Source organism: Nocardia sp. GTS18 (genome assembly GCF_013839555.1).
Taxonomy (GTDB): Bacteria; Actinomycetota; Actinomycetes; order Mycobacteriales; family Mycobacteriaceae; genus Nocardia; species Nocardia rosealba.
Genome location: NZ_JACBIU010000008.1, coordinates 129,927 through 150,206 on the forward strand (window position 1 = coordinate 129,927; position 20,280 = coordinate 150,206).

Here is a 20,280-nt window from a genome sequence, read left to right on the forward strand (position 1 = left end):
AGGAGCCATTTGCGCCCCCGGCAGGAATCGAACCTGCGACCTAGGGATTAGAAGGCCCTTGCTCTATCCAACTGAGCTACGGAGGCAGACGCATTCACCTTTGTCGATGTCGGCGTCGGTGTCCAGCGCGAAAAGTATAGCGACCGACCGGGTGGTGGGCGGGGTTGGGAGCGGCGCCCCATGGGCGCGTGGGGGAGCAGGTCGAACTACCCTCGTTGACATGTCGTTATCGCAAGACCCCTCCGCAGGAACCGTCGGCGACGGCGCTGGACCGGCGGAGACGGATCGGGCGGCCGCGACGGGCAGCAGTTCCTCGGCGGGTGTGCGGGCGTTCGGTGCGCTCGGGGTGATCGCCGGGGCGATGGCCGCGGCGGTCGCGGCGATCGTCGTCGCGTTGTCGGCGGCGCAGGCGCTGAGTCTGCTGGGGATTCCCGATCCCGGTGCGCTCACCACGTACGGGTTGCCCGCGTTGCGGGCACTCGCCGACCTGTCCGCCGCCGTGACGGTCGGCTCCCTGCTGTTCGCGGCGTTCCTGCTGCCGCCGAAAGACAGCGGGTTGCTCGAGGCCGGTGGGTACCGGGCGGTGCGACGGGCCTCGGACGCGGCGATCGTCTGGGCGGTGTGCGCGGCGTTGCTCGTGCCGCTGACGGTGTCGGATACGACGGGTCAGCCGGTGGGTGCGATCTGGCGGCCCGAAGTGCTGTGGCCGGTGATCGCCCAGGTCGAGGTGGCGGGCGCCTGGCGAACGACCACCGTGCTCGCCCTGGTCCTCGCGATCGGGTGCCGACTGGCCTTGCGCTGGAGCTGGACGCCGATCCTGCTCGCGCTCGCGATCGGCACCATGATGCCGTTGGCTTTGACCGGGCACTCGTCCTCGGGCGGTTCGCACGACGTGGCGACCAACTCGCTCATCCTGCACATGATCTCGGCCGCGGTGTGGGTCGGTGGGCTGGTCGCGGTGCTCGCCCACGCGATGCGCGGCGGCGCCGATACCGATGTCGCCGCCCGGCGTTTCTCGCTGGCCGCGACCGTCGCGATCGTCGTCATCGCGCTCAGCGGTGTGATCAACGCCTGGGTCCGGGTGCCGGCCGCCGAGCTGTTCACCACCACGTACGGCAGGCTCGTGCTCGCCAAAACGGCGGCACTCGTGCTGCTCGCGGGCCTCGGCTTCCTGCAGCGACGGGCCGCCCTGCCCGCGCTGGCCGCGGATGCGCGCGATCGCGCGGCGCTGATCCGGTTCGCCGGCGTGGAGATGCTGATCTTCGCCGCCACGATCGGCCTCGCCGTCGGCCTCGGGCGCACCCCGCCGCCGCCACCGACGGCTATCCCCACGCCGACGGAAGTGGAACTGGGCTACACCGTCGACGGCCCGCCGACCGTCGGCAGGCTGCTGTTCGACTGGCGATTCGACCTGATCTTCGGCACCCTCGCCATCGTGCTCGCCGCCCTGTACCTGCTCGGCGTGCACCGCCTGCGCACCCGCGGCGACGCCTGGCCGCTCGGCCGGACCATCGCCTGGTGCAGCGGCTGCCTCGTGCTGTTGCTCGCCACCTCCTCGGGCGTCGGCCGGTACGCACCCGCCATGTTCAGCGTGCACATGGGCGCGCACATGGCGTTGTCGATGCTCGCACCGATCCTGCTCGCCCTCGGCGGTGCGGTGACCCTCGCCCTGCGCGCGCTCACGCCCGCCGGTCGCGGCGGGATTCCCGGCCCGCGCGAATGGATCCTCGCGGCCGTGCACAACCCGGTCTCGCGGTTCCTCACCCAGCCGGTGGTCGCGTCGGTGATCTTCGTGGCCGGGTTCTACGCGCTCTACCTCGGTGGGATCTTCGACGCCACAGTCGATTCGCACGCGGCGCACCTGATGATGAACGCGCACTTCCTCATCAGCGGTTATCTGTTCTACTGGGTGGTGATCGGCATCGATCCCAAACCGCGTGAGGTGGCGCCGTTGACCAAACTGGCCATGGTGTTCGGCACCCTGCCGTTCCACGCCTTCTTCGGTATCGCTCTGATGAGCATGACGACCGTCCTCGGTGGCTGGTTCTACCGCACCCTCGACCTGGGCTGGAATATCGACCTGCTGGCCGACCAGCGCAACGGTGGCAGCTTCGCCTGGGCGAGCGGTGAGGTGCCGCTGGTCGTGGTGATGCTGGCGCTGCTGATCCAGTGGTCCCGCAGCGATCAGCGGCTCGCCAAGCGCACCGATCGCGCGGCCGACCGCGACAACGACGCCGAACTCAACGCCTACAACGCGATGTACGCCGAGCTGGCGCGTCGCGACCGCGAGGTGCGTCCGTGACCGAATGCGGTACACCGGCGAGCCAGACGAGTCGACCGGTCGGGACGCCGCGTGTGCTGCGGACCGATGTGCGGACGGCTCGGCGCCGATTATCGGGGCGGGTGCGTAAGACACCGGTGTTCCACACCAGCGTCGACGGGCCCGACGGACCGGTTCCGGTGTCGTTGAAGATGGAATTCCTGCAGCACGGCGGCACCTTCAAGGTGCGTGGCGCGTTCAACGCGCTGCTGGCCGAGGAGTCTGCCGGGCACGTTGTGGTCGCCTCGGGTGGCAACGCCGGGATCGCGTTCGCGCTGGCAGCGGCGCAGCTCGGTAAGGAATGCACGGTCGTCGTGCCCGAATCCGCACCGCACACGAAGGTCGCGGCCATGTGGGCGCACGGTGCGGAGGTGCTCTGGCACGGGGCGACCTTCGCCGAAGCCGAGCGCCACGCGGTGACCCTGGCGGCCGAACGCGGCGCGGGGCACCTGCGCGCCGACGACATTCCCGCGGTGGTGGCGGGTGCGGGCATCATCGGTCTCGAGCTGGAGGAACAGGTGCGCGGGCGGCCGCCGGTGCTGGCGGCCGTCGGCTGCGGCGGGCTGATCGCCGGGCTCGGGGCCGCGCTCGGCAGGCGACGTCAGATCGTCGGGGTGGAATCCGAGCACACGCCCGCACTGTCGGCCGCGCTCGCGGCGGGCAGGCCGGTCGACGTCGCAGCGCCGTCCCCGGGCGACGAGCCGATGTGCGCGACCCGGGTCGGCGATATCGCCTACGACATCGCCAGTCGACAGCAGATGCGGGCCCTCGGCGTGGCCGACGACGCGGTGACCCGTGCGCGCGAATACCTGTGGCGCGAATTCCGGGTGGTCGTCGAACTCGAGGGCGCGTCCGCGCTGGCTGCGGTGCAGAGCGGTGCCTACACCCCGGAGCCGGGAGTGCGGCCGATCGTGGTGTTGTGCGGGGCGAACACCGAACTGCCCATGCTCTGACACGGCGGATATCCACAACCCGAGAAGTTGTCCCCAGATGTCGGCGGTGCCGGATCGGCGGTGCCTGCCTGCGCCATTCTTGAATGGTCAGAGCAACAACACCGAATGTCTGAGCGGGGGCGGTTTCGATGTACGAGGCGAATGCGACGGTGATCGGCACGGTGGTCAACCATCCCGTGCGGCGGGATCTGGCCAACGGGGAGCAGGTGGTGTCGTTCCGGATGGCGAGCACGGCACGCCGGTTCGATCCGAGCGCGGGCGAATGGGTGGATGCGGGCACGCTCTATCTCACGGTCAGCTGCTGGCGCAGATTGGTCGCCGGCGTCGACCGATCACTGCGCCGGGGCGATCCGGTGATCGCCTACGGTCAGCTGCGCTCGCACGAATATCGGGGCAAGGATGGCGGCGAACGTCGTGACCTGGAAATGCGCGCCGTCGCGGTGGGACCCGATCTCGGCCGGTGCAGTGCCACCATCCAGCGACGATCGGAGGCGGCGCGGTTCACCCCGCACGTGGTACGGAATATTCCGGGAGATCAGGGCGCTGTACTGTCGGCTGCTGCATCGCCGGGGGCGGAGGGCGAGTATGCGCCCGAGGACCGTTCTGCCGTAGCCTCTACGTCCGCGGCGGATTCCCTCCCGGCGCGATCGCCGGACGAGATGCCGATCGAAGGCATCCCCGCGCAGGTCGACGCCTGAGGGCAGGTCCGCGGCACCGGCCCCCGCTCCGCATCGCACCCCTGTTACCCGCACCGATAGGCTTCCATATATGGCTGAGTTCATTTATTCGATGATCAAAGTTCGCAAGGCGCACGGCGACAAGGTCATTCTCGACGACGTTTCGTTGAACTTCCTGCCCGGCGCCAAGATCGGCGTGGTCGGCCCGAACGGTGCGGGTAAGTCCAGCGTGCTGAAGATCATGGCGGGGGTGGACCGGCCGAACAACGGTGAAGCGTTCCTCGCGCCCGGCGCTTCGGTCGGCATCCTCATGCAGGAACCGGACCTGAACGAGGAGAAGACCGTCCGCGGCAACGTGGAGGAGGGCCTCGGCGAGGTCAAGGTGAAGCTGGATCGCTTCAACGAGATCGCCGAGCTCATGGCCACGGAGTACTCCGACGAGCTCATGGACGAGATGGGCCAACTGCAGGAGTTCCTCGACCACGCCGACGCGTGGGATGTCGACTCCCAACTCGAGCAGGCCATGGACGCGCTGCGCTGCCCGCCGCCGGACGAGCCGGTCACCAACCTCTCCGGTGGTGAGCGTCGCCGCGTCGCGCTGTGCAAGCTGCTGCTGAGCAAGCCCGACCTGCTGCTGCTCGACGAACCGACCAACCACCTGGACGCCGAGAGCGTGCTGTGGCTCGAACAGCACCTGGCCTCCTACCCGGGTGCCGTGCTCGCCGTCACCCACGACCGGTACTTCCTCGACAACGTCGCGCAGTGGATCCTCGAACTCGACCGCGGTCGGGCCATCGGCTACGAGGGCAACTACTCCACCTACCTGGAGAAGAAGGCCCAGCGTCTCGAGGTGCAGGGCAAGAAGGACCAGAAGCTGCAGAAGCGCCTCAAGGAGGAGCTGGCCTGGGTTCGTTCCGGCGCCAAGGCCCGCCAGGCCAAGAACAAGGCCCGTCTCGGTCGCTACGAAGAGATGGCGGCCGAGGCCGAGCGGCACCGCAAGCTGGACTTCGAGGAGATCCAGATCCCCGCGGGTCCGCGCCTCGGCGACATCGTCGTCAACGTCTCGCACCTGGACAAGGGCTTCGGCGACCGTCAGCTCATCAAGGATTTGTCGTTCACGTTGCCGCGCAACGGCATCGTCGGCGTGATCGGCCCCAACGGTGTCGGTAAGACCACGCTGTTCAAGACCATCGTCGGGCTCGAGGAGCCCGACAGCGGCGAGGTGAAGGTCGGCGAGACCGTCAAGCTCAGCTACGTCGACCAGAACCGTGCGGGTATCGACCCGAACAAGAACGTCTGGCAGGTCGTCTCCGACGGGCTCGACTTCATCGAGGTCGGTAACCAGGAGATGCCCTCGCGTGCCTACGTCAGCGCGTTCGGTTTCAAGGGCCCGGATCAGCAGAAGCCGGCCGGAGTGCTCTCCGGTGGTGAGCGCAACCGCCTGAACCTGGCGCTCACTCTCAAGCAGGGTGGCAACCTGATCCTGCTCGACGAGCCGACCAACGACCTCGACGTCGAGACCCTGAGCTCGCTCGAGAACGCGCTCGAGCAGTTCCCGGGCTGCGCCGTCGTGATCTCCCACGACCGGTGGTTCCTCGACCGCACCTGCACCCACATCCTGGCGTGGGAAGGCGACAACGACAACGAAGCCAAGTGGTTCTGGTTCGAGGGCAACTTCGAGGCCTACGAGGCGAACAAGGTGGAGCGGATGGGCGCGGAAGCCGCTCGCCCGCACCGGGTTACGCACCGCAAGCTCACTCGCGACTGATATCCGCGCGGACCGCATCGACGGCCCGGCCTGACGATCGACTTGTCGATCGAACGGCCGGGCCGTCGGCGTTTCACAAGTTACCGGCGGGGAAGCCGGATTTCCGACGGCACGGCTCGCGCGGCGGCGTTAGTCTCGGAATCGCGTCACCGGACTTTACGGAATCGAAGCCAACCGAAACATGGGAGCAGGCGAAAGATGACGGTCTCGTCGGAAATGTCGAGTGCGGGCTGGGCGGCGGGAATGCCACCGAGTTTGCGCGACGATCTCGCGACACTCGAGGAGGCGTATTTCCGACACGTCGACGCGGGGGACGTGGATTTTCCGATCACCGGGATCACCCAGATCTTCCGCCACCACATGGAACTCGCCGCCCGCCGTCAACCGGGTAAGGCCCTGGTGGAGGTGCATCATCCCGACGACGGGTCGGGCATGGGAGCCGCCGTGCAGGTGGTGACCGACGATATGCCGCTGCTGGTCGAGTCGATCACGGCGGCGCTGGGCCGCATGCAGGTGAGTGTGAGCGAGCTGATCCACCCGATCTTCGAGGTCACTCGCAACGCCGACGGCACGCTCGTCGGCGCGGCACCACACGAGGTGGACGGCAACGGCGCCGAGGGGCTGGCCGAGTCGTGGATGCATCTGCAGTTGCACCCGTCGACCGAGCAGGCCCAGCTCGACGAGATCGAACGCACCCTGCCCGAGGTGCTCGCCGACGTGCGTCAGGTGATCGACGACACCGAGGCGATGGTCGAGGCGCAGAGTTCGCTCGCCGATCGTCTCGATCGGACCGCCGCGGCGGGCACCGCGCCCTTCCCCTCGGTCGATCTCGCCGACTGCGCCCAGCTGCTGCGCTGGCTGGCCGACGGCAACTTCACCCTGCTCGGCTACACGCGCTACCAGCGCACCACCGAGAACGGCCACACCGTCCCCGCGCGGGTTCCGGGCACCAGCCTCGGTGTGCTTCGCCCCGATATCGGCACCGACTTCCAGGTGCCGATCAACGGCGGTGACCGCCCGCTGCTGATGCTCACGCAGGGCTTGGTCCGCGCGACCGTGCACCGCTCGGTGTACCCGTACTTCATCGGGGTCGCCGATGTCGACGACGCGGGCGCCGTGGTCGGTGTGCACCTGTTCATCGGTGTGTTCACCGTGAGCGCCGTGCACGAGAACGTGCTCGACATTCCTGTCATCAATCGCCGCGTACGTACAGCCATCGAGGCTGCGGGCTTCGACAAGGACTCGTTCTCCGGGCAGGCGATGCTCGAGGTGATCGAGTCGTTCCCGCGTACCGAATTGTTCTCCGCCGACACCGCCACCATGCGGCGCACCGCCGTCGCCGTCCTCGGCGTCGGTTTGCGCAGGCAGGTACGGCTGTTCCTGCGCTGCGACACCTACGGCCGGTTCGTCGCCTGCATGGTGTACCTGCCGCGCGACCGCTACACCACCGCGGTGCGGCTGGAAATGCAGTCCATCCTGGTGCGCGAACTCGGCGGCGTCGACATCGACTACTCGGCCCGGGTGAGCGAAAGCGAGCTCGCCAGTGTGTATTTCACGGTGATGCTGCCGCCCGAGGCCGCCGGTCAGGACGGCCCCGACACCTCCGAGGAGAACCGGCGCCGCCTGCAGTCGCTGCTGAACGCGGCGAGCCACTCCTGGGACGACCGGATCGGTGACGAGGTCGCGTCGTCGACGGTGCTCGATCCCGCCGTGGTCTCGCGTTATTCGAAGGCGCTGCCGGAGAGCTACAAGGAAGACTTCGCGCCTGCCCGCGCCCTGGCCGACATCGCGCGCCTCGAGCAACTGTCCGAAGGTGGCATCGATCAGCACCTGTACCGCCGGTCCGAGGCCGAACCCGGTTCGTGGCGGTTCAGTCTCTACATCGCCGGGCGTGGTGTGTCGTTGAGTCAGGTGCTTCCGGTGCTGCAGAGCCTTGGCGTGGAGGTCGTGGACGAGCGGCCCTACCAGCTCGAACTCGATGACGGAACCGAACGCTGGATCTACGATTTCGGCTTGCAGGCCCGTCCCGAACTGCTGCGCAACGCCCTCGGCGGCGATCTCGACGCGGAATTGCTCGAACACCCGGGCCAGGCCGACGGCCTGCGCGCCCGCTTCACCGAGGCGTTCGAGGCAGTCTGGTACGACCGTGCCGAAGCTGACGGTCTCAACGAACTCGTGCTGCGGGCAGGCCTGCCCTGGCGCTCGGTCGCCATCCTGCGCGCCTACGCGAAGTACCTGCAGCAGGCGGGTTTTCCCTACAGCCAGGTCAATATCGCCCGCGTCCTGCTCGCGCATCCGGAGGTGGCGCGCGACTTCGTCGCCCTGTTCGCCGCGCGATTCGATCCAGACACCGTCTCGGCCGAGCACGCCGCCGAACTGGAAACGCGCGTGCGCGCCGGCATCGACGAGGTGGTCAGCATGGATGCCGACCGCATCCTGCGTGCCATCCTCGGTCTCATCAAGGCGACCCTGCGCACCAACAACTACGTCGTCGACGCCGACGGCGCACCGCGCGGCTACCTGTCGCTGAAGGTCGAGCCGCGAGAAATCGCCGAACTGCCAAAGCCACGACCACAGTTCGAGATCTTCGTGTACTCGCCGCGGGTCGAGGGTGTGCACCTGCGCTTCGGTTCGGTGGCGCGTGGCGGTCTGCGCTGGTCGGACCGCCTCGAGGACTTCCGCACCGAGATCCTGGGTCTGGTGAAGGCCCAGGCGGTCAAGAACGCGGTGATCGTGCCGGTCGGTGCCAAGGGCGGGTTCGTGGTGAAGCGGCCGCCCGCCGCCACCGGCGACCCGGCCGCCGACCGTCAGGCGAGCATCGCCGAGGGCATCGACTGCTACCGCACCTTCATCTCCGGCTTGCTCGACGTCACCGACAATGTCGACCTGGCCACGGGTGCGGTGCTGCCGCCCGAGCGGGTGGTCCGCCGCGACGGCGACGACACCTACCTCGTGGTGGCCGCCGACAAGGGCACGGCGAGCTTCTCCGACATCGCCAACGATGTCGCCAAGCGATACGGCTTCTGGCTCGGCGACGCCTTCGCCTCCGGCGGGTCGGCAGGCTACGACCACAAGGCCATGGGCATCACCGCCAAGGGCGCGTGGGAGTCGGTGAAACGCCACTTCCGGGAGATGGGCATCGACACCCAGAGCCAGGACTTCACCGTGGTCGGCGTCGGCGACATGAGCGGCGACGTGTTCGGCAACGGCATGCTGCTCTCGCGCCACATCCGGCTGGTCGCGGCCTTCGACCACCGCCACATCTTCCTCGACCCGAACCCCGACGCGGCCACGTCCTACGCCGAACGGGAGCGGCTGTTCGCACTGCCGCGTTCGTCGTGGGCCGACTACGACCGCAGCCTCATCAGCTCGGGCGGCGGCGTGTTCGAGCGCACCGTGAAATCGGTGCCGATCTCGCCGCAGGCCAGGGCGGCGCTCGGCCTGCCCGACGCGGTGCAGGCACTGTCGCCGCCCGAACTGGTGCGTGCCATCCTGCTCGCGCCCGTGCAGTTGCTGTGGAACGGCGGTATCGGCACGTATGTGAAGGCCGGTACCGAGACCAATGCCGAGGTGGGCGACAAGTCCAACGACGCGGTCCGGGTGAACGGAAACCAGTTGCGCGTCAAGGTGATCGGCGAGGGCGGCAACCTCGGCGCCACCGCGCTCGGGCGCATCGAGTTCTGCCGCGCGGGCGGCAAGATGAACACCGATGCCCTGGACAACTCGGCGGGCGTCGATTGCTCCGACCACGAGGTCAATATCAAGGTGTTGCTCGACGGCGTGGTGAGCGCGGGCGCGCTCGCACCGCAGGACCGCAACCCGCTGCTCGCCTCGATGACCGACGAGGTCGCGCGAATGGTGTTGCAGGACAACGTGGATCAGAACTTCCTGATCGGTATCGCCCGCACCGACGCGGCACAGATGGCCAGCGTGCACGCGCGGGTGATCTCCGATCTCGAACAGCGGCGTGGTCTGGATCGTGAGCTCGAGGCGCTGCCGTCGGAAACCGAGTTGCAACAGCGGGAGGCGGAAGGCGTCGGTCTCACCTCGCCCGAGCTGGCGAACCTGCTGGCCCACGTGAAGCTCGGCCTCAAGGCCGACCTGCTCGACACGGACCTGCCCGACAGCGCCGCGTTCGCGGGCAGGCTGCCGCTGTATTTCCCCACGCCACTGCGCGAACGGTTCGGTGCCGAGATCAAGAAGCACCGGTTGCGCCGCGAGATCGTCACCACGATGCTCGTCAACGAGGTGGTCGACTACGGCGGAATCACCTACGCCCACCGGCTCAACGAAGAGGTCGGTGCGACCACGTCCGACACGGTTCGCGCGTTCGCCGCGGCTACCGCGATCTTCCAGCTGCACGATGTGTGGTCGCGGATCCGCAGCGCCGACGCCCCTGCCTCGGTCTGCGACCTGCTCGAGCTGGAATCCAAGCGCACCCTCGACCGGGCCTCGCGCTGGTTGCTGAGCAACCGTCCGCAGCCCGTCGCCGTGGGCGCGGAGATCAACCGTTACCACCGGCGGGTGCAGGAGCTGGCGCCGCAGGTGCCCGGCTGGTTGCGCGGGCACCACGTCACCTCGCTCACCCAGGGCGCGGCCGAACTCATCGCCCGTGGCGCCCCGACCGAACTGGCCACCGAAGTATTCGGACTGCTCGGGCTCTTCCCGCTGCTCGATGTGGTCGACATCGCCGACATCACCGACCGCGACGGCGCCGAAGTCGGTGCGCTGTACTACGCGCTCAACGAGCACCTCAAGATCGATTGGCTGCTCGAGGCGGTGAGCCACCTCGAGCGCGGCGACCGCTGGCACGCGCTGGCCAGGCTCGCGCTGCGTGACGACATGTACGGTTCGCTGCGCTCGCTGACCCTCGATGTGCTGTCGGCGGGCGACCCGGAGGAGACGCCCGACGAGAAAATTGCATACTGGGAGTCGAAGAACCAGTCCCGGCTGGGTCGTGCGCGCGCTGCCCTGTCGGAACTGTTCGAGTCCGGGACCCACGACCTCGCCACACTGTCGGTCGCCGCGCGACAGGTGCGGAGCATGGTGAGCGGGGTGGGCGCCCAATCGGAGGTACCACGGTGACGAGTTCGCCGAACGGCAGCACCGCCGCGCCCGAAGCGCAGCTGGTTCTGCCGCAGCGTTTCCACGCGAAGGTCGAGATCCGCTGGTCGGATATGGACGTGTTCCAGCACGTCAACCATGCCCGCATGGTGACGCTGCTGGAGGAGGCCAGGATTCCGTGGCTGTTCGACGACGACAAGCCGACCGCGTCGATGGGTAGGCAGGGTTGTGTGCTCGTCGATTTGCACGTGAAGTACCGGGGACAACTGCGCCACGAGGACACCCCGCTCGATATCGCCATGTGGATCAAGCAGTTGCGCGCCGTCGACTTCACCGTCGGCTACGAGGTGCGGGCCAGCGGCGCCGCACCGGATTCGCCGCCCGCGGTCACCGCGACCACCCAGCTCGCGGCGTTCGACATCGATACCCAGCGACTGCGCAGGCTCACCGACACCGAACGCGACTACCTGGCGCTGTGGCGGGCCTGATTTCGTGAGTTCCGAACAGCGAGTGCTGCATACGCCCGACCCGGCCGAACGCGAGAACCTGGCCACCTTCCTGTCACGGGCGTTGCGCTTGGACCAGGCGGCGGTGGTGCGGTTGCGCCGCCGCGGCTCGAGTCTCGTCTCCGCCTGGGTGGCAACGGGTTTCGAGACACTGGCGGTGCGCACCATCACCGCCGAACTCGGCGTCGACGATGTGACGGTCGGCGCCGATACCGTGCTGGCGGGGTTGCGCACCGGACACCCGGTGGACCTCGGCTACTCGATGGACTCGGCATGGCGCGGTGCGTTGCCCCCGATGGACGGCTTCGCCCACGTCGATGACGTCCCCGCCCGCGCCCTGGTCGAATTGGCCGAACGTGGCGCCGATCTGGCCCGCGAACACGGCGGCGCCCACGGTCCGCCCGCCTCGCTGCTAGATCAGTCGGTGCTCACGGTGACCGGCGCCGACGACCTCAAGGTGCAGGTGCCCATGCGCGTCGTCTTCGCCCTCACGGCCATGGATTTCATCCCACACGCAGGGGAGAAGGCCGAAGCGCGACGCATCCAGCCCACCGAACTGGTCCGCGTCCGCACCACCCGCACCTGGCTACGCCTCGACGCCCGCTACGGTTCCGTCGCTCGCCGCCTGGGTGGCGGAATCCCCTTGTCGCCCAGCTGAACTCACACGCAGCAGCGCCCGACGCCAACCGGCAGGCACGCAGGTGCCGAATTCGACCCGAGCGCCATGCGATGTGATCGGGCCGCGTAGTGCGACCGGTCGGTACTTTGCCGCCGGGCCGCGCTACGCCATTGGGCCGCGCTACGCCACCGGGCGGCACTCTGCCACAGGCCGGCACCTTGCCATCGGCCGGCGCTACGCCCCTCGGCCGATCGCGCGGCGCGGGTGGGGCTCGGCTCAATGCACGCCGACGAGCCGAAGCAGTGCGGTCGTGGCGGCTGCGGCGATCACCGTGACGAGTAAGGGTGCCCGTCGCCAGGCGAGCACACCGCCGACCGCCACCCCGGCGGGCAAGGCGACGCCGAGTTTCCCGGTGCCCGTCGGCAACGTCGCCGTCGCCACCAGCGCGGCCAGCAGAATCAACGCCCCGGTGTCGAGCAGCGCAATAGTGCGCGCCGACAACCGGATTCGATCCCGCAACGCCGGCCCCGCCCACCGCAACGCATAGGTGCCGACCGCCAGCGCCATCATCGCGGGCACCAGGTAGGGCGCGTTCACGTCGCACCCCCGCGCGAGAATGCCGCAGCTGGGCAGCATTCCGCGTCGGCGGCGACCCACACGCCTGGCTGCACGCCGGCACCCGCCGCGTCGACGCCTGCTACGCAACCATCGTCCACCGCTGAAACCATGCCTCGGTCGCCCCGAGCGCCGACGTTCGCATGGCGAGCCGATCGGACACCTTGTGGTGTCGCCGAGGTTGTGGTGTCCGGTGCATCGGCTTCCGCATAGCCGGCCTTCGGAACGCGCTGTGGTGTTGCCCCCGCCGCGTCGACTTCCGCATGGCCGACTCCGCCGACGCTCTCCGGTTGTGCCGCTGAGGAATCCGATGGCTTCGCAGGCCGGGACGCCAGCACCAACCCGATCAGCGCGATCAACACCGGCAACCCGGCCGGCACGAATGGCGCAATCGCGACTGCCAGCCCGGCCCCGGCCAGTACCGGGCGCAGCGTCGCGCGGTCACGCAGCGCAGGCAACAGGAGCGCCAGCAGGATGACCGGGAACACCGCGTCGAGGCCGAGGGCTGAGGTGTCGGGGACGAGAGAGCCGAGGGCGGCGCCGAGGGTCGCACCGAGCGGCCAGCACAGGGCGACTCCGATTCCGCAGGCCCAATACGCCGCACGCTTGCGTTCCCGAGCACCGGGCGCGGTCGCGAAGGCCACCGACTCGTCGTTGAGAACGTGGATCCCGAGCAGCCGCCGCCAGCCGTGTCCGAACACATCGGGGGCCGCCAACCCGTACGGCAGGTGCCTGGCGTTGAGCAGCAACCCGGCGACGACGGCGGCGAGCGGGCTCCCACCGGCCGCGACGATCCCGAAGAACAGCAGTTCCGAGCCGCCGGCCAGCACCGTCACCGCGGCGACGATCGGCATCCACACCGGGAACCCGGCAGCGATGGTCGAGGCGCCGTAGGAGACGCCGAAGAGGCCGACGGCCAGGCAGGCCGCGGCCACGGCGGCGGTGGTCCGCCGATCGAGTGTTCGCCATATCGAACGCATGTTTTTCATAGTGAACGCTGCGGGTCGGTAAAGTCAACGCGGAAACAGCTCCGGAGGAGGCGTTGATGGACCGGCAGGACCCGGTCGCCGGACCACCCCAAGCGGTGATCGCGGCGGCCCTGCGACGAGAACGCGCCCGCGCCGGCCTGTCGCTCACCGAGGTCGCCAGCCGCGCGGGTGTGGCGAAGTCCACACTGTCGCAACTGGAATCGGGCACCGGTAATCCCAGCTTGGAAACCCTGTGGGCGCTGTGTGTCGCCCTGGAGATGCCGTTCTCGCGACTGCTCGATCCGCCGCGCCCGAACGTGCAGGTGATCCGCGCCGACGAGGGTTCGCAGGTGCCCTCGGCCGACGCGGATTATCGCGTCACGCTGCTCGCGGCAGGCCAATCACACACGCGCTGCGATGTGTACCGGATCGCGGCCGAACCCGGTCAAATTCGTCGCTCGGAACCGCACACGCCCGGTGTGGTCGAGCACGTGGTCCTCGCGGCCGGTCATGCCATCGTCGGTCCCGCCGACGAGCCCGTGGAGATGCGCCCAGGTGACTACATCCGCTACCTGGGTGATCTCCCGCACGTCTTCGAGGCTCTCGAGCCGGGCACGTGGGCCACGATGGTCATCGAGAGCGCCTGATCAGGCGGCCCCTTCGCCCAGGTACTGCAGCCAGAGCGGGTCGAGGTCGGCGGTAGTCGACAGCAACCGCCAGTGCGGGCCCTTGGGCGAGACCAGCGGATGACGCAGCGTCCAGCCCAGCTCGGTCAGCATCTTGTCGGCTTTGCGGTGGTTGCACGGCGCGCAGCTGGCCACGCAGTTCTCCCACGAGTGCTCCCCGCCGCGACTGCGCGGGATGACGTGGTCGATGGTTTCGGCTTTGCCGCCGCAGTAGCCGCAGCGGTAGCGGTCGCGGTGCATGAGTGCCGCCCGGGTCATCGGCACCCGGGCACGGTAGGGGACGCGCACATAGGTGCGCAGCCGGATAACGGAGGGAATGGCAACCGTCGCGCCCGCCGAATGCAGGACCGGGGCGGCGGGATCGTCGTGGACCGCGTCGGCCTTCGCGCAGATCAGCAGAACGACAGCGCGGCGAGCGGACAGTGCGGTGAGTGGTTCGTAGGTGGCGTTGAGAAGCAGCACCCGGCGTTTACGCCAGGCGGCGGCGTCGTGATCGCCGGCGAGATGCAGTGGCGCGGGGCGATGCGGCAGGTCGTGCAGACCGTGTGCGCCCGGATGGTGATCGGACAAGATGTGCAGCGGAATAGCCCCCGAGCCACGATTGTGGACGTCGGCGGGCTGGAGTTGTCGGTGCGCGCGCGCCTCGTGTGACCTGGCGCTTGGCCGCTGCTTCATTGTGTGACCTCAATTTCATGATTGGCAGGATCATGTGGTATCTGGGGCCGATACTGTCCCCCAGTTGACCACGGTTGAGCCCGTATTGCACGGTTATTTTTCAAACTTTCGGGTGAACTGTGATTGAAGGCCCGGCACGCGCTCGGGGCACAATGGAGCGCGTGACTTCAGGTGAGCAGACAACGACCTCGTTCTACGACGCGGTGGGTGGCGCGGAGACCTTCCGCCGCATCGTGTCGGTGTTCTATCGCGAGGTCGCTGCCGACGAGATCCTGCGCCCGCTGTATCCGGAGGAGGATCTGGGGCCGGCCGAACGCAGGTTGCGGATGTTCCTCGAACAGTACTGGGGCGGGCCGCGCACCTACTCCGACGAGCGCGGCCACCCCCGGCTGCGGATGCGTCATCATCCGTTCGTCATCGGGGCGCTCGAGCGGGACGCGTGGTTGCGCTGCATGCGGATCGCCGTCGACGAGATCGAACCGTCGATCCTGGACGCCGAGCACCGCAAGGCGATGCTGGACTACTTCCAGATGGCAGCGGCCTCGTTGCAGAACGCTCCGCACTGAGCCCGGGACGCCCGGGATTCGCTGGTGACGTCCAGGTAGCGGCACGATTTCGGACCTGCGCCCCGGTTTACCGCGATGTTTCCGTCCGGCGTGGCGAACGCTGGCGATTTGCCGGATTCGAAGAAAGTCTCGCGCCGCATGAATATTGTGGGCGTTCTTTGGCAATATTGCGGTTGTGACACAGACACCTGCCTCGCCGGTGCCGGGGGACAACAGCACCGCTCCGTGGTGGAAAACCGCCGTGTTCTATCAGGTCTATCCGCGTTCGTTCGCCGACTCCGATGGTGACGGGGTCGGTGACCTCGGCGGTGTGCGCGAAAAGATGGGCTACCTCGAGCTATTGGGTGTCGACGCGCTGTGGATCTGTCCGGTGATACGCTCACCGCAGGCCGACGGCGGCTACGACGTGTCCGATCCCCGCGACATCGACCCGCTCTTCGGTGGCCTCGAGGCCCTCGACGAACTCATCGCCGAGGCCCACGATCGGGAGATCAAGGTCACCATGGATCTGGTGCCCAACCACACCAGCACCGAGCATCCGTGGTTCGCGGCCGCGCTCGAAGCCGCACCGGGCAGTCCCGAACGGGCCCGCTACATCTTCCGCGACGGTCGCGGCGAAGACGGCGCCGAGCCGCCCAACAACTGGCCGAGCATCTTCGGCGGCCCGGCCTGGACCAGGATCACCGAACCCGACGGCACCCCCGGTCAGTGGTACCTGCACATCTTCGCCCGCGAACAACCCGACCTGAACTGGGACAACCCCGACGTCGCCGCGGATTTCGAGAAGACGCTGCGGTTCTGGCTCGATCGCGGGGTCGACGGTTTCCGTCTCGACGTGGCCCACGGCATGGCCAAGCCGGAGGGCCTGCCCGACATGGCACAAGTCGACACCAAGATGCTGGTGCACGACGACGACGATCCCCGCTTCAACAACCCCGGCGTGCACGCCATCCACCGCCGCATCCGCACCGTGCTCGACGACTATCCGCACGCGGTGTCGATCGGTGAGGTGTGGGTCGACGACAACGTGCGCTTCGGCGAGTACGTGCGCCCCGACGAACTGCATCTGGCGTTCAACTTCCGGCTGGCCGAGGCGGCCTTCACCGCCGAGGACGTGCGCACCGCCATCACCCATTCGCTCGAGGCGGTGAGCGCGGTCGGCGCCCCACCCACCTGGACCCTGTCCAACCACGACATCGAACGCGAGGTCACCCGTTACGGCGGCGGCAAAACCGGGGTGGCGCGGGCGCGGGCGATGATGATGGTCGAATTGGCGCTGCCGGGTGCGGTATTCGTCTACAACGGCGCCGAGCTCGGGCTGCCCAATGTCGACGATCTGCCCGAGGAAGCGCTGCAGGATCCGGTGTGGGAACGCTCGGGTCACACCGAGCGTGGTCGCGACGGGTGCCGGGTGCCGATTCCGTGGGAGGGCAGTACGCCGCCGTTCGGTTTCACCACGGGTGCGCCGTGGCTGCCGATGCCCGCCGAGTGGGCCGACCGCACCGTCGAAGCCCAGCTGGAAACCCTGCACTCCACGTTGTCGCTGTACCGCCTGGCGATCGATCTGCGCGGTACCCGGCCGGAATTCGCGGGCGAGAAGATCGACTGGTACGGCAGTCCCGCGGGGTGTCTGGCGTTCCGCAGGCCGGGTGGGCTGGTGTGCGTGCTCAACGCCTCCGACGGGCCGATTCAGCTGCCGCCGGGGGAGTTGCTGCTGTCCAGCGCTCCGGTCGCCGACGACCGCCTGCCCGCGAACGCGGCGGCCTGGTTGGTCTGACACGCGCGTTTCCGACGACCGGAGGATGAACTACTACACAGCATCGTCTAACGTTTCACTCGTGAGCATTCTCGAGACAGTGCTGATCTTCGTCGGCATCCCGGCCGCGATCTACTTCGCGATCGCGGGTTTGTCCTATCTCGGTAAGCCACTGCCCGGTGAGAAGCCGGCCCACTTCGAGCTCGGGCAGAAGTGGACCCACCCGCCGGTGCTGTGGAGCGCTACCGACGAGGTGACCGCTGCGTCCGGTCACCACCACGCCGAACCGCATGGCAGCCATGCGGTTCTCGAACCCGCGCACGCGGAGCTGATCGGAGGCCGGGCAAGTGGCAAGTTCTAATTGGCCCGCGGTTGTCGAAGCCGACCTGCCGCACGGGTACGCGCTGACCAGCAGTGGCCGCGTCTCCGGTGTGCACGAGCCCGGCACGGTGTTCGACGAGGTGCCGTTCACCGATCGTGAGCGGGTCGCCCTCGACAACGCGCTCACCGACGCCACCCGCGCCACGAAGGTGCGCTTCAACATCTACCTCGGCGACCTGGGTGCCGACCCGGCCGCGGGCGCCGACGCGCTGCTGCCGAACACCCCCGAGTCCGCCGACTCGGTGCTCATCGCGGTCTCGCCCAACCAGGGTGCCGTTGAGGTCCGTTCGGGTGCCGCCGTGGCCGAGCGCGCCAACGACCGCATCTGCCAGCTCGGCGTCACCGCCGCCTTGGCTTCCTTCCGTCAGGGCAACCTGATCGACGGGTTGATCTCGGCTGTCCGGGTGATGGCCGCCGCTATCGGCCGCTAGTCCCTTTCTCCGCGCACCGGCGCGTTCACCTTCAGAGGTGAACGCGCCGTTCGTGTTTCGGGGGGAAATTTCTGCGCATCGGGAATCAACCTGACGGCTGTCGACTTCTAACCAGTGAAACAACTTTCATAGGTTAGGAAGTGGCGGGCATGCGGCGAGAGAATCTTGCCTGGGCGGGACTGGCGGCGATGACCGTGTCGTTCGGGCTGAACTTCACGATGGGGGTGTTCTTCGCTCCGACTGCCGCGTCGTACGGGGTGTCGGCGACGGCACTGGCCGTGGCGGCCGCGTTGGGGACGGCGGTCACCGGGGTGGCGCAGCAGGGGATCGGGCGGCTGCTCGATCGGCTCGGGCCCAAGCGGGTGCTGATCGGCGGGCTCGGCCTGATCTCGGGCAGCTATCTCGTGCTGGCCGTGGTCACCCAGACCTGGCAGTTCGTCGCCGCGTACATGGTGCTCGGCGGGCTCGGGTTCGCCTCGGCGTCCACGCTCACGGTCACCACGCTGCTCGGGCGGGCGCACGGCGCGCAGGCGGGACCTGCCATGGCGCGGGCGGCGATCGGCATCAATCTGGGTCAACTCGTCACTCCGTGGGCGGCGACCGCGTTGTTCGAGCCGATCGGTGTGCGCGCCACCTTCGCCCTGCTCGGCGCCGTCGGCCTGGCCGTCACGGCCGTGCTGTGGCGGCTGCTGCCCGACGATCAGCGTGCCACCGGTGTGGCCGGTGCGGGGGAGTCGCTTGTCGATCGGTGGAAGATGTTGGTGGCGTTCGGATTACACTCCGCCACCCTGTACGTGGTCGTGCTGATGCTGCCCAAGCACGCGGTGGAACTGGGGTGGTCGGTCACCGGGGCGGGCAGGCTGGTCGCCGTCGCGGCGCTCGCGGCCGGGCTGACCTCCGCCGCGCTGGTTCCGCTGTTGCGCCGTCACCGACCCGAAGACCTGCTGCGGATCCTGTTCATGGTGCGACTCGCCGCGCTGCTACTCGCGGTGTTCGTGCCGGGCTCGCTGGTGCTGGTCGCGGTGCTGTTCGGCATCGCCTCATTCCCGGTCATCCCGCTCACCATGGCCATCGTGTCGCGTGGACTCGATCCGGCGCGCATGGGCCGAACCCTGGCTCCCGCCTGGGTGATTCATCAGCTGTCGGCCGCCGCCGGGCTGGGTGTCGCCGCCGTTATCCACGGGCTCACCGACAGCTACCGCGGCTATTTCGCGCTCACCGTGGTGTTCACCGTTGCCGCCGCTGTCCTCGTCGCACCGGTACGCCGTCGCGAACCGGTCACCGTCTGAACCTCCGAAATACCCACCGAGAAAGAGAGATCCATCATGAGCAAGGTCCGTCACAACACGGTCCAGATCCAGGGCCAGTCCATCTTCTACCGCGAGGCGGGTGACCCGTCGGCGCCGACTGTTGTTCTCCTGCACGGTTTCCCGACGAGTTCGGCGATGTTCCGGAACCTGATCCCGGCCCTTGCCGCCGACTATCACGTGATCGCGCCCGACCATCTGGGCTTCGGGCAGTCCGGGATGCCGAAGGCCGACGAGTTCGACTACACCTTCGACAACCTCACGGCCCTCACCCTCGAACTGCTCGACACCCTCGGCGTGGACCGGTTCGCGCTCTACATCCAGGACTACGGCGCCCCCATCGGCCTGCGTATCGCCGCACGCAACCCGCAGCGCGTGAGCGCCCTCATCACCCAGAGTGGCAACGCCTATCTGGAGGGCTTCACACCGTTCTGGGAGCCGCTGTTCGCCCACGCGAACGACCGCGCCGCCCATGAACCGGAGGTGCGCAAGCTGCTCGAGCCCGACGCGACGAAATGGCAGTACACCCATGGCGTTCCGGCCGACCGGTTGTCGCTGGTCAGCCCGGACACCTGGACTCTCGACCAGGCCTACCTGGACCGTCCCGGCAACAAGGAGATCCAGCTCGACCTGTTCGCCGACTACAAGAACAACCTCGACGGCTACCCCGAATTCCAGAAGTACTTCGCCGAGCACCGTCCCCCGACGCTCATCGCCTGGGGCGAGCACGACGAGATCTTCGGTGCCGACGGCGCCCGCGCCTACCTGCGCGATCTGCCCGACGCCGAACTGCACCTGCTCGACGCGGGGCACTTCGCCCTCGAAACACACGGCCCAGAGATCGCCACGCTGATCGGTGATTTCCTCGGCCGGGTCCTGCGCTGAGACACTGCGGACGGCCGGGCACCCGCCCGGCCGTCCGCGCGTGATCGAGTACCCTGAGCGGCGGCTTTCGCGGCCGGCACGGCCGGTCGCCGGTGAAGGGGGA

General features: G+C 68.3%; 17 protein-coding genes and 1 tRNA gene. 14 read left to right on the top strand and 4 right to left on the bottom strand.

The genetic code is table 11. The features are described from left to right. Positions 1 to 12: 12 nt before the first annotated feature. Positions 13 to 86, bottom strand: a tRNA-Arg gene (locus HYG95_RS11070). A gap of 134 nt (positions 87 to 220) precedes the next feature. Here HYG95_RS11070 and HYG95_RS11075 point away from each other — a divergent pair. From HYG95_RS11075 to HYG95_RS11105, 7 genes are all read left to right on the top strand, one after another. Continuing rightward, positions 221 to 2,302 (top strand): cytochrome c oxidase assembly protein, encoded by a 2,082-nt coding sequence (locus tag HYG95_RS11075; RefSeq protein WP_181697890.1) that lies wholly within the window; start codon positions 221 to 223, stop codon positions 2,300 to 2,302. 68 nt (positions 2,303 to 2,370) lie between these two features. After that, entirely contained in the window at positions 2,371 to 3,273 is a 903-nt protein-coding gene (locus HYG95_RS11080) for a serine/threonine dehydratase (protein ID WP_225281185.1), read from the top strand. 149 nt (positions 3,274 to 3,422) lie between these two features. After that, positions 3,423 to 3,971 (top strand): single-stranded DNA-binding protein, encoded by a 549-nt coding sequence (locus HYG95_RS11085; RefSeq protein ID WP_370465753.1) that lies wholly within the window; start codon positions 3,423 to 3,425, stop codon positions 3,969 to 3,971. 70 nt (positions 3,972 to 4,041) lie between these two features. After that, complete coding sequence (gene ettA, locus HYG95_RS11090) at positions 4,042 to 5,718, top strand: energy-dependent translational throttle protein EttA (RefSeq protein ID WP_181697892.1); 1,677 nt, start codon at positions 4,042 to 4,044, stop codon at positions 5,716 to 5,718. A gap of 198 nt (positions 5,719 to 5,916) precedes the next feature. Next, positions 5,917 to 10,803, top strand: coding sequence for an NAD-glutamate dehydrogenase (locus tag HYG95_RS11095; protein ID WP_181697893.1), 4,887 nt, complete (start codon positions 5,917 to 5,919; stop codon positions 10,801 to 10,803). 41 nt (positions 10,804 to 10,844) lie between these two features. Then, a complete protein-coding gene (locus HYG95_RS11100; protein ID WP_067486948.1) occupies positions 10,845 to 11,270 on the top strand; it encodes a thioesterase family protein in 426 nt (141 codons plus the stop codon). A gap of 4 nt (positions 11,271 to 11,274) precedes the next feature. After that, entirely contained in the window at positions 11,275 to 11,946 is a 672-nt protein-coding gene (locus HYG95_RS11105) for a hypothetical protein (RefSeq protein ID WP_181697894.1), read from the top strand. Between the two features lie 237 nt (positions 11,947 to 12,183). Here HYG95_RS11105 and HYG95_RS11110 read toward each other — a convergent pair whose 3' ends face one another. Together HYG95_RS11110 and HYG95_RS25150 are read right to left on the bottom strand one after the other, a co-directional pair. Further along, the gene (locus HYG95_RS11110) at positions 12,184 to 12,504 is read right to left on the bottom strand and encodes an AzlD domain-containing protein (protein WP_181697895.1); all 321 of its coding nucleotides are present in this window, start codon (positions 12,502 to 12,504) and stop codon (positions 12,184 to 12,186) included. Next, complete coding sequence (locus HYG95_RS25150; protein ID WP_181697896.1) at positions 12,501 to 13,502, bottom strand: AzlC family ABC transporter permease; 1,002 nt, start codon at positions 13,500 to 13,502, stop codon at positions 12,501 to 12,503. The genes HYG95_RS11110 and HYG95_RS25150 overlap by 4 nt, the downstream gene beginning before the upstream one ends. Before the next feature lie 65 nt (positions 13,503 to 13,567). On the opposite strand from HYG95_RS25150, the gene HYG95_RS11120 reads away from it, so the two are divergent. Further along, entirely contained in the window at positions 13,568 to 14,137 is a 570-nt protein-coding gene (locus HYG95_RS11120) for a helix-turn-helix domain-containing protein (protein ID WP_067486951.1), read from the top strand. Here the strand turns inward: HYG95_RS11120 and HYG95_RS11125 are convergent, their stop codons facing one another. Beyond that, on the bottom strand, positions 14,138 to 14,851 hold the full coding sequence (locus tag HYG95_RS11125) for an HNH endonuclease (protein WP_225280980.1): 714 nt from the start codon (positions 14,849 to 14,851) through the stop codon (positions 14,138 to 14,140). A gap of 152 nt (positions 14,852 to 15,003) precedes the next feature. Between HYG95_RS11125 and HYG95_RS11130 the strand changes: the two genes are divergently transcribed. The 6 genes from HYG95_RS11130 (at position 15,004) to HYG95_RS11155 (ending at position 20,177) form a co-directional block, all read left to right on the top strand. After that, positions 15,004 to 15,417 carry a globin gene (locus tag HYG95_RS11130; RefSeq protein ID WP_067486149.1) on the top strand — a complete coding sequence of 138 codons (414 nt, stop codon included), beginning with the start codon at positions 15,004 to 15,006 and terminating at the stop codon, positions 15,415 to 15,417. Between the two features lie 175 nt (positions 15,418 to 15,592). Next, positions 15,593 to 17,194 carry a glycoside hydrolase family 13 protein gene (locus HYG95_RS11135; protein WP_370465754.1) on the top strand — a complete coding sequence of 534 codons (1,602 nt, stop codon included), beginning with the start codon at positions 15,593 to 15,595 and terminating at the stop codon, positions 17,192 to 17,194. Between the two features lie 61 nt (positions 17,195 to 17,255). Beyond that, the gene (locus HYG95_RS11140) at positions 17,256 to 17,534 is read left to right on the top strand and encodes a hypothetical protein (protein WP_067486150.1); all 279 of its coding nucleotides are present in this window, start codon (positions 17,256 to 17,258) and stop codon (positions 17,532 to 17,534) included. Beyond that, positions 17,521 to 17,985, top strand: coding sequence for a DUF5130 domain-containing protein (locus HYG95_RS11145; protein WP_067486151.1), 465 nt, complete (start codon positions 17,521 to 17,523; stop codon positions 17,983 to 17,985). Before HYG95_RS11140 ends, HYG95_RS11145 begins: the two co-directional genes overlap by 14 nt. A 149-nt stretch (positions 17,986 to 18,134) precedes the next feature. Next, positions 18,135 to 19,274 (top strand): MFS transporter, encoded by a 1,140-nt coding sequence (locus tag HYG95_RS11150; protein ID WP_181697897.1) that lies wholly within the window; start codon positions 18,135 to 18,137, stop codon positions 19,272 to 19,274. Between the two features lie 36 nt (positions 19,275 to 19,310). Next, the gene (locus HYG95_RS11155) at positions 19,311 to 20,177 is read left to right on the top strand and encodes an alpha/beta fold hydrolase (RefSeq protein WP_181697898.1); all 867 of its coding nucleotides are present in this window, start codon (positions 19,311 to 19,313) and stop codon (positions 20,175 to 20,177) included. Positions 20,178 to 20,280 lie beyond the last annotated feature (103 nt).